The 9,240-nt window shown below is 71.7% G+C and carries 11 protein-coding genes; 5 read left to right on the top strand and 6 right to left on the bottom strand.

Going from position 1 to position 9,240, the window contains the following annotated elements; all coding sequences use genetic code 11:
• Positions 1-453 (bottom strand): SRPBCC family protein (locus AC1DP0_RS12990; RefSeq protein ID WP_478084977.1); only part of this gene is annotated, 453 nt, incomplete at its 3' end.
• A gap of 124 nt (positions 454-577) precedes the next feature.
• Positions 578-1,789 (bottom strand): GNAT family N-acetyltransferase, encoded by a 1,212-nt coding sequence (locus AC1DP0_RS12985; protein WP_478084976.1) that lies wholly within the window; start codon positions 1,787-1,789, stop codon positions 578-580.
• Between the two features lie 241 nt (positions 1,790-2,030).
• On the opposite strand from AC1DP0_RS12985, the gene AC1DP0_RS12980 reads away from it, so the two are divergent.
• Positions 2,031-2,831 carry an inositol monophosphatase family protein gene (locus tag AC1DP0_RS12980; protein WP_478084975.1) on the top strand — a complete coding sequence of 267 codons (801 nt, stop codon included), beginning with the start codon at positions 2,031-2,033 and terminating at the stop codon, positions 2,829-2,831.
• A 75-nt stretch (positions 2,832-2,906) separates the two neighbouring features.
• On the opposite strand, the gene AC1DP0_RS12975 is transcribed toward AC1DP0_RS12980, so the two are convergent.
• Positions 2,907-3,542 carry a hemerythrin domain-containing protein gene (locus AC1DP0_RS12975; protein WP_478084974.1) on the bottom strand — a complete coding sequence of 212 codons (636 nt, stop codon included), beginning with the start codon at positions 3,540-3,542 and terminating at the stop codon, positions 2,907-2,909.
• A gap of 158 nt (positions 3,543-3,700) precedes the next feature.
• Between AC1DP0_RS12975 and AC1DP0_RS12970 the strand changes: the two genes are divergently transcribed.
• From AC1DP0_RS12970 to AC1DP0_RS12955, 4 genes are read left to right on the top strand one after another with little or no spacing between them, the layout of a single operon-like run.
• Positions 3,701-4,924 (top strand): esterase/lipase family protein, encoded by a 1,224-nt coding sequence (locus AC1DP0_RS12970; RefSeq protein WP_478084973.1) that lies wholly within the window; start codon positions 3,701-3,703, stop codon positions 4,922-4,924.
• The gene (locus AC1DP0_RS12965) at positions 4,921-5,112 is read left to right on the top strand and encodes a hypothetical protein (RefSeq protein ID WP_478084972.1); all 192 of its coding nucleotides are present in this window, start codon (positions 4,921-4,923) and stop codon (positions 5,110-5,112) included. The genes AC1DP0_RS12970 and AC1DP0_RS12965 overlap by 4 nt, the downstream gene beginning before the upstream one ends.
• A 40-nt stretch (positions 5,113-5,152) precedes the next feature.
• On the top strand, positions 5,153-5,290 hold the full coding sequence (locus tag AC1DP0_RS12960; RefSeq protein WP_478084971.1) for a hypothetical protein: 138 nt from the start codon (positions 5,153-5,155) through the stop codon (positions 5,288-5,290).
• On the top strand, positions 5,277-5,687 hold the full coding sequence (locus tag AC1DP0_RS12955; RefSeq protein ID WP_478084970.1) for a VOC family protein: 411 nt from the start codon (positions 5,277-5,279) through the stop codon (positions 5,685-5,687). The genes AC1DP0_RS12960 and AC1DP0_RS12955 overlap by 14 nt, the downstream gene beginning before the upstream one ends.
• A gap of 23 nt (positions 5,688-5,710) precedes the next feature.
• On the opposite strand, the gene AC1DP0_RS12950 is transcribed toward AC1DP0_RS12955, so the two are convergent.
• From AC1DP0_RS12950 to AC1DP0_RS12940, 3 genes are all read right to left on the bottom strand, one after another.
• Positions 5,711-7,309 (bottom strand): MFS transporter, encoded by a 1,599-nt coding sequence (locus AC1DP0_RS12950; RefSeq protein ID WP_478084969.1) that lies wholly within the window; start codon positions 7,307-7,309, stop codon positions 5,711-5,713.
• A gap of 184 nt (positions 7,310-7,493) precedes the next feature.
• Positions 7,494-8,297: an arylamine N-acetyltransferase family protein gene (locus AC1DP0_RS12945; protein WP_478084968.1), complete on the bottom strand. Its 804-nt coding sequence runs from the start codon at positions 8,295-8,297 to the stop codon at positions 7,494-7,496.
• Between the two features lie 33 nt (positions 8,298-8,330).
• Positions 8,331-9,240: Y-family DNA polymerase (locus AC1DP0_RS12940; protein ID WP_478084967.1), on the bottom strand; the 910-nt coding region annotated here is incomplete at its 5' end.

The raw sequence follows: 9,240 nt of genomic DNA, 5'->3' as shown, positions 1-9,240 counted from the left end.
GTCGGGGACCGGCCCGGACACGGCCATGCACGTGAGGAACCGCTCGATGAGCGGGTCGGAGGCGCGCTGAACGAGCCCGGTGCCGAAGTCCATCGGGAAGCCGAGGAAGACGAGGTCGGTGACGAGGTGCGCGCGGGTGCGCTCGCCCTCGTCGAGCGGGTGCAGCCTCAGCGTGATGTCGATGGTCGCCCGTCCGAGGCCGTGCCGTTCCTGGCCCGTGGCGGTGAGGCGCGCGCGGCCGCTGTCCTCGTCGCGCTCGACCATCGAGCCGGTGCCGTCGAAGTACATCGACAGCGGTCCGAGCTTGGCCTTGATCTCGCCGACGAAGTCGTCGCCGTCGACCTTGGTCACCTTGGCGCCGGGGAAGCAACGGCCGATGCGACGCAGGTCCATGAAGTTCGTCCAGACCGCGTCGAGCGGTGCGTCGAGCTCCTGCTCGTGACCGAGTCTCATCGCCTGTCCTTCCGTCGGCCGCGCCGCCCGGCGGGTGGCAGGCGGCGCATGGTCCACCGTGGCATACCCGCACGGGCAGGGTCAGGGGCGGCCCCGTCCAGCACGTGACCCCGGTCAGTCCGGGTCAGTCCGTCGCGCCGGGAGGCAGCAGCTCCCAGTGGAGCCCGTCGCCCCAGGCGCCTCCGGCGACCCGGTCGACCGCGTGCTCGCGCCCGAACTCGACGAAGCCGACGAAGCGCAGCACGGCGTTGCTCGCCTCGTTGTCGGCCGCGGTCTCAGCGACGAGCCGGCGCACCCCGAGGCCGCCCTCGCCGGCCGGGGCCAGCGCGTGGGCAACGGCGAGTCGGGCCGCCTCCTTGGCGGCGCCACGACCGCGGGCGCTCGGGAAGAACTGGTAGCCCAGCTCGGCCGTGTCGCCGATCGGCCCGCCGCGGCTGAAGAGGGTGACGCTGCCGAGGGCGCGGTCCGTCCCGCGGTCGGCGACGCACCAGTCGACGGCCGTCCCCTCGGACATCCGCTCCTGCCGCGTGAGCAGCCAGGCCGCGAACGTCTCCGGCCGCAGGATCGACCGGGGCGGCATCCAGTGCTCGGGGTCGTCGCGTGGCTCGATGGCGTCGACGTCGGCGAGACGCCACGGACGCAGGCGGACCCGCTCGCCCTCGACCGGGGGCGCGGCCAGCCACGGGGTCCGTGCCGAGAGCGGATCCCCCGAGGTGATGCTGGCGGTCCAGGTGTCGAGCGCCTCGGCGCCGCCGTCCGGGTCGGGGTGGCTGCCCGGGATCGTGCCGTGGAAGGTGAAGCCCGCCGCCCACGCCGCCCGGCGCGAGCCCCAGTTGCCGACGATGGCGCGCCAGTGGACGCGGGTGACCGGCGCGCCCCAGACCGGCGTCGCGAAGGCGTGGGCGACGACGAGCCGCACCGCGCGCGACATCAGCCCCCGGCCGCGGGCGTCCGGGTGCAGGCCGAAACCCAGCTCGCCGGCGGACGGTGCCGCCCCCGGACGCAGGTCGATGGTGCCGCCGTAGCGCGGGGCGCCGGTCTCGTCCGTCCACTCGATGGCCCACGAACGCGTGCCACCGGGCTTGCCCCACGCGCTGCGGTTGTGCTCGACCCAGCTCAGGGCGTCGTCGCGCGAGTAGGGGCGCGGGACCGACGTCCAGCGCAGGCTCGCGGGGTCGGTGCTCTGCTCGACGATCGCGTCGGCGTCGTCCTGCGTGTGCGCCCGCAGGGTCACGACGCCGTCGGTCAGCGGGACCACGGGCATCACGGGCATCACGGGCATCACGGGCAGCGCCGCGGGCGGGCTCACGGCGGACGGCTGGGAGGTGTCGGTCACGGCGTCAGCCTGCCATCCGGCATACGCCCTCGTCACCGAGGTTTGGCGGCCGTGGGTTTCCGGCACGCAGAAGGACCGGGAGTCGGCACGCCGACTCCCGGTCCAGTGGCCCGCTTCCCCTCCACAGGCTGCGTACCGAGCCGTACCTACCCGTTCGCTCGTCAGCGCGAACACGCGAGGTGTGCTCCGCGCCGGACCACCTGCGTCCGTCCGCTCCAGCAGGCCTCGCTAGGTTGGTGGGGTGGAGACCGACGAGGTGCTGGGGCTGCTCATGGATGTTGCCGAACAGGTCATCAATCCCCGTTTCCGGGCGCTCGCCGACGGCGAGATCCACGAGAAGCGGCCGGGCGACCTCGTCACCGATGCCGACCGTGAGGCGGAGGTGCTCATCACCGCTGCCCTCACCGACGCCTACCCCGACGCCGTCGTTCTCGGCGAGGAGACCTTCGCCGGCGACCCGGCGCTCATGGGGCGCTATGCCGTCGCCGACCACGCCTTCACGGTCGACCCGGTCGACGGCACGAAGAACTTCGTCCACGGCTCGAAGGACCACGCCGTCATGGTGAGCGAGACCGTCGCCGGCGAGGTCGTGCGCGCGTGGATCTGGCAGCCGCAGCACGGGCTCGGCTACGTCGCCGAGCGGGGCTCCGGCACGTGGCGCCACGACGCCGACGGCTCGCACCGCCTGACGATCCCGGAGCCCGCCGACCCGGGGCTGCGGGGCCGGACCTCCCGCCGGGCCTGGATCGGACGGTCGCTCACCGGCCTCGAGCCGATGACGCTGACGTGGGTGTCGTGCGGCATCGACTATCCCAAGCTCGTCGAGGGCGAGGCCGACTACATCCTCTACGCCTCCGCCGCGCCGTGGGACCACGTGCCCGGCTCCCTCCTGCTCGCCGAGGCCGGCGGTCTGCTCGGCACGACCGAGGGCGTCACCTACTCACCCCGCGACACCGCGACCCCGGGTCTCGTCGCCGCCGGGAGCCCCACGGCATACGACCACGTATGCCGCGCGCTCGCCTCGAGCGCCCACCTCACCTGACCCGTCGGGAAGTCCCGCACCGGAAACGGGGCACTCGACGCAACCTTCCCGTCGAGTGCTCACTTCCCTACGGGGTCACTCCTCCTCGGAGGCTTCGGGTGAGGCCTTCTTGGCCGGTGCGGAGCTCGCGGGGGCGGTCTTCGCCGCCTTCTTCGCCTTGGCCGCAGCCTTCTCCGCCGTGGCGGTGGCCTTGCTCGTCTTCTTCTCCTCGACGTAGGCCTCGGGGTCCTTGTCGCGCGGGGTGATCCCCTCGGCCGCACGCAGGGCCTCGTAGCGCAGGAACTGGATCGCGATCTCGTGGCGCAGCTCGAGGCTCGCGCGCTGGCGGAAGTCGGCGAGGTCCTGGCGCTCCTCCTCGCCCATGTGGTCGCTGTTGTGGACGTTGGCGTCGATGACGGCCGTCCACCACGCGTCCGAACCGGTGCGGCAGCGCCCGACCTGGCGCACTGACTTGCGGATGTCGTTGTGGTCCTTGACGGCGTCCTCGACCTCCTCGTCGACGGACTCGGCGTCAGCGCCACCCGTGCCGATGCGCAGCAGCTCGGGGTAGAAGTACTTCTCCTCCGCCTCGGCGTGCGTCTCGAGGAGGATCTCGAGCCGCTTCCAGATCGCGGCGAGGCCCTCGTGGTCGTCGCGCGGCCACTCCTCGAGCATGGCGAACATCCGTCGCTGCTCGTCGTGCTGTCGGAGGATGACATCGGTGATGTCCACGAGGGGGCCTTTCTGTCGTCCGGGGTGTCCGGACCCACTGTGCCGCATCCATACCCGTTGTCCCCGACTGGCTGGGCCGTTTCGGGTATCACCGCGCACGCCTGGTGCCACCGTTGGTCGGGAGAGTTCGCCGACGCACGAATGGGTGGTGGGTCCGCATGACGAGCAACGATCTGGTCGTGGTGCTGCCGGGCATCACGGGCAGCACCCTCGGAGTCCGGGGTGACGACGGCTCGCCGGCCAGCAAGCACCTCATCTGGGCGCCCAGCGGTGGCGCGGTGTGGAAACTGCTCACGGGCGGCCAGTCCATCCTCAAGAAGGCGCTACCCGAGGGGATCGGCGACGCGCATCCGGACGACGGCGTCGAGCCGGTCGCGCTGATGCCCGACGTCCACGTCCTGCCGGGGATCTGGACACCGATCCGCGGCTACGACGTCCTCATCGGCGCGCTGGAGAAGCTGGGCTACCAGCAGGGAGGCGGGGGCAGGCGGGCCACGCTCATCGCGTACGCCTACGACTGGCGCCTGTCGAACCGCTACAACGGCGAGCGGCTCGGGACCGTCGTGGAGCCCGCGCTCGAGCAGCTACGGGCGCAGGGCGGGGAGTATGCCGACGCCAAGGTCGTCTTCATCGGCCACTCCATGGGTGGCCTCGTCGCGCGCTGGTACATCGAGAAGTGCGGTGGCGCCGAGATCACCCGCAAGCTCATCACGCTCGGCACGCCGTGGCGTGGTGCGACGGACGCGCTCGAGCAGCTCGTCAACGGCGTCAAGAAGGGGATCGGGCCGCTGTCGGTCGACCTGACGGGCTTCTCCCGCAGCATGCCCTCGCTCTTCCAGCTGCTCCCGGAGTTCGCGTGCATCGGCAACGGGGGTGGGTGGGCCAAGACGACGGAGGTTTCGGTGCCCAACGTCAGCACGTCGATGGTGGCCGACGCGATGGCCTTCCACACCGACCTCCAGGCCGCCGAGGCCTCGCGTCCGGCGAGCCACACCATGACGCACATGGTCGTCGGCATCCGGCAGCCGAGCCAGACGACCGTCACGCTGCGGGACGGGCGGGCGATCACGTCGCAGTCCTTCGGCTCGGACGACGACTTCGGCGACGGCACGGTCCCGCTGACCGGCGCGGTCGGCCTCGGCGAAGCGCTCGACACCAACCTTGCCGTGCGGGTCCCGGAGCAGCACACCAACCTCCAGTGCAACCAGTTCGTGCTCGACCAGGTGCAGGAGATCCTCACGGCCCGCGGCGCGAGATCACCGACACGAACGTGCGGGCCGTCGTGCCCGACCTCGTCGCGGCGGGTCAGTCGCTCGAGGTGGCCTTCGACCTCGAGTCCGACGAGCCGGGTACCGACCCGCCGCGCAGGGCCGTCACCGTGACGGTGCGGAGCGCGAACGGGAAGGTGCTCGCCACGGCTGAGCCGAAGCTGAGCGCGGGCCACGGCACCGCGACCTTCGAGGACCTGCCCCCGGGCACGCACACGGTCAGCATCGGCGGCACCGGTCCCTCCTCGACGGTCCGACCCGTCACCTCCACGACCCTCGTCTGGCCGGAGCCGACCCGATGAGTCGCGCCCGCCCGACCCGCCATCGCGCGACGTCGCGCTCATGACTGTGCACCTGATCGCGCGCCTGATCGCGCGGTTGCTGCGCCACAGCGACACCTCCGGCGCGATCTCCCGCGCGATCTGGCGCACGACTTGGTGTTCGCGACTGGTGGTTGAGTGGTCGCATGACGAGCAATGACACCGCTGCATCGAAGATCGGCTGGGACTGCGTCGCGCTCGACTGCGCCGACGCGGCYGGCGTGGCGCAGTTCTACGTCGACCTGCTCGGCGGGACGGTCGACGCCGACCCCGACGGGGACTGGTTCAACGTCGTGTGGGACGGCCCACGCATCGCGACCCAGCTCGCGCCCGACCACGAGTCTCCCGACTGGCCGCGCGGCCAGCAGCAGGCGCACCTCGACTTCGTCGTCGCCGACATCGCGGCAGCCCACGAGCGGGTGCTCGCCCTCGGCGGCACGGCCCTCGACCCCGTCGAGCCGCCCCGGTCGCGGCCGGAGCGCGGCTTCCGGGTCTGCGCCGACCCGGCCGGCCACCCGTTCTGCCTCTGCCGCCCGGCGAAGGATGCCTGGGGCTGAGAGCCAGACGTTCAGCCCGACGTTCAGCCGAGGTCGAGGCCTTCGAGGGAGGACGACGGTCTCTGGTCGGGCAGGCGCAGCATCCGGAACGAGTTGGCGAGTCCCAGCAGGCCGGCGAGCAGGGGCACCAGCAGGGCGATCTGCAGCGACCTGTTGCGGGCCTCGTCGTTGATGGCCAGGACCTCGGCCTCGACGGCCGGCGGCTGCCCGGCGATCTGTTGATCGAGCTGGGTGTTGCTCATGATCTCGGCGTCGTGCTCGAGGGCCTGCGCGATCTGCTGCTGCTGCGCGGCGGGGATGACGGGACTGCTCTCGGCCAGCCGGGTGAAGCTGAATGACAGGGCGGCGAGCATGAGGCCGCCCGCCAGGGCCAGGCCGAAGGAGAGGCCGAAGGACCCGGCGGCGGAGTTGACTCCGGCGGCCTCGCTGACTCGCTCCTCCGCGACCGGAGCAAGCGTGTAGTTGTTCAGCTGTGACACCAGCAGGCCGAGGCCACACCCCGTGACGGCGAGCGGCGCCACGAAGTACCAACCGCTGTCGGCCCGGGGGACGAACGGGATGATGACCAGGACCCCGAGACTCGTGAGGAGGAAGCCGGCGCGAATGACCGCGGCTGGGCGTCGGTCACCGCCCTTCTTCCCGGCCAGCAAGGCCGCCCCGAACATCGTCAGCGACAGGGGGGCCAGGGACAAGCCGGACTGGAGGGCGTTGTACTCGAGCGTCATCTGGAAGTAGAGCGGGAGGGCGATCATGGCGCCGCCCAGCGTGACCTGCTGCAACAGCTGGCCCGAGACCCCCGCCGTGAAGTTCGGGTGGTGGAACAGGTCCGGGTCGAGCAGGGTCACCCGGCCGGCGCGCTTGCGCCTGATCAGCCACCGAGCCAGCAGCACGAGCGCCACGGCTCCGACGGCCATGAGCAGACCGACGAGCTCACCGCCTTCCTGCCAGACCAGGATCCCGAGCACCACCCCGCCCATGCCGATGACGGACAGGACCGCGCCGACGACGTCGATCTTGCGCGAGCCGGTGTAGGCCACGTCGCGCACCAACCGGATCTGGCTCAGGACGACGACGATGACAAGGACCTCCAGCGCGAACCCGACCCGCCACGTCAGGTATGTGGTGACGAAACCTCCGAGCAGCGGACCGATGGCGGCCGCAATGGCCGCTGAGGCGCCGACGAGCGCATAGGCCTGCTTCTGGGCGGTGCCCGTGAAGTTGCCGTGGATCAGCGACTGCATCGCCGGTAGGAGCAGGGAGGCGCCGAGCCCCCCGATGATCGCCCAGAAGACGATGATCGCCGTGAGGCTCTGGGCGAGTGTCATCGCGAGCGCGCCGACGGCATAGCCGAGTAGCCCCAGGACGTAGGCCCGCTTACGTCCGATCAGGTCGCCCACCTTGCTGTTGATGAGGATGAAGGCTGCCGAGACGAGGGCTTCCAGCGCGATGGCGGACTGAACGCCGCTGGCCGTCGTGTCGAGGTCGACGATGACCGCCGAGATCGACACGTTCATGAGCGAGGTGTCGACGACGAGGACGAACATCGCCATAGCGAGAAGGATCATCAGCCGGCGGTTCCCCTGGGTCTCAGGGGCCGTGTCCTCGGCGGGGCTCTGGGTCATGTCACCCTTTCGGCTGCCGGCGCGCCACCAGGTGCTCCTGGGGCATCATCGGTCTCGCCTGACCGGCGGCGCCGTTGCACTGACGTCCTCCAGCGCGAGATCCGAGTTTATCGACGCCAACGGATCGCGTGTCGGTGAATCGACGGGACCGGCGGCCGCAGCGACGTCAGCGCAGCACCGTGCCTCACGCCCCGTCGAGGACGATGCCGAAGTGCTCGGCGAGGGCGGCGCGGACCGCGTCCTCGTCGGCGAGCTCGCTCTCGTCGCGCCGCCCGTGGGTCGTCGTGATGAGACGGGCGCCGCTCAGGGTGAGGCGTCCGGTAGGGGTGAGCACCGACGCGAGGCGTGACCGGGTGAAGTGGCTCTCGGGCGAGGTCTGCTGCCACTCGTTGCGTTCGGCGAAGTCGGCCAGCGGGTGCGGCGTCGCCGTGAAGGCGAAGCAGTCCCGCCAGTCCTCGCCGTCTCGGCGCTCGCGGGAGACCCACGTGCCGTCTCGTCGCGCCAGTCCCACCAAGTGGCCGCGCTCGCGGCGCTCGAAGCCGTCACGCAGCGGTAGCGGCTCGATGAATCCGTCACCGAAACCGACGTCGGCCAGCACCGGCTCCTCGAGACGCCCGCCCGACACGACGAGCGCCAGGTGGTCGAAGTCGTCGGTCAGCCCGCCGGCAGCGGTGGCCACGCGGGCGGAGACGAGGTCGACGGCATATCCGAGGCTGCGCAGCAGCAGTGCGAACAGCCCGTTGAGCTCGTAGCAGTAGCCGCCCCGTCGGGCGTGGACCACCTTGTCCAGCAGTGCATCCCGATCGAGACGGATCGGCCGGCCGAGCGAGATGTCGAGGTTCTCGAAGGGCACCGCCAGCAGGTGCGCCCGGTGCAGGGAGGCGAGGGCCGCCGCCGTCGGCGCCTCGGGAGCCGCCGCACCGATGCGCGCGAGGTAGTCGGCGGTCTCGTTGGGCGAGAGGGCGTCGGCCAGGCTCGGTGTGGTCACCCGGACATCCTGCGACCTCGAGTCGGCATGAGGTCAAGCGGGAGCCGGCAGCGGCAGCGTCACGCCGACCATCGTGACGCCGCGCCCGTCCCACTCGTATGCCGTCCGCTCGAGCAGGAGCGCCGCGGCAGTACGCAGGGCGGCTCGGTCGAGGGTCGGGGCGTCGAGCCGTCCGCGCTGGAGCACCTGGGCTCCGTCGTCGTAGCGGACGAGCACCTCGAGACGGCTCGGGAGCCGAGGTGGCGCATCGAGGTCGAGGGCGCGCGCCACGGCCCGGTCGACGCAGCCGTCGAGGACCGCGACGACCTTCGACCGGGTGCGCGTGGCGGGGAAGGAGCGGCTGGCGCTCACCGACCGGCGGGCTCGAGGGAGGCGGATCGTCGCGTCGTCGGTGCCGCGCTCGATGGACAGGAGGCGACGCGCCATCGCCGTGGTGACGAGGCGCTTGAGGTCGTCCTCGTCGAGGCCGTGGAGGTCGGAGACGACGAAGAGGCCTGCGGCGTGGAGTTTCTCGTAGGTCGTCGCGCCGACGCCCCACAGCTCGTCGAGGCGCAGGCGCGGTCGGACCCGGGCCTCGAGCTCGGCGTCGACGACGACGAGGCCGTCGGGCTTGGCGCGTCGGCTCGCGAGCTTGGCCATCAGCTTGGTGCGCCCCACCCCGACCGACACCGGCAGCCCGAGCTCGGCGCGAGCGGCGGCGCGCAGGGCGAGCGCGACCCCGCGCGGGTCACCGTGGTCGCGGCCGGTGACGTCGAGGAACGCCTCCTCGACCGAACCGGGCTCGACGAGCGGCGTAAACCGGTGGAAGATCTCGAACAGCCGGGCGGACGCCTCGTCGTRGGCCTCGGGGCGGTAGCCCGTCACGAGCACCTGGGGCCATCGACGCTGGACCTGGCGCAGCGGCATACCGGCGTGGATGCCGAGTGCGCGCGCCTCGTAGGAC

The sequence above is a fragment of the Terrabacter sp. P5_B1 genome, from assembly GCF_056400505.1.
The sequence above is the reverse complement of the archived record's forward strand: the minus strand, read 5'-3'. Positions and strand labels throughout refer to the sequence as shown.

Excerpts from the sequence above, each read along its gene's own strand:
- AC1DP0_RS12970 (WP_478084973.1), top strand. The coding sequence starts at position 3,701 with ATGACGAGCAACGATCTGGTCGTGGTGCTGCCGGGCATCACGGGCAGC.
- AC1DP0_RS12960 (WP_478084971.1), top strand. The coding sequence starts at position 5,153 with ATGACTGTGCACCTGATCGCGCGCCTGATCGCGCGGTTGCTGCGCCAC.
- AC1DP0_RS12950 (WP_478084969.1), bottom strand. The coding sequence starts at position 7,309 with ATGACCCAGAGCCCCGCCGAGGACACGGCCCCTGAGACCCAGGGGAAC.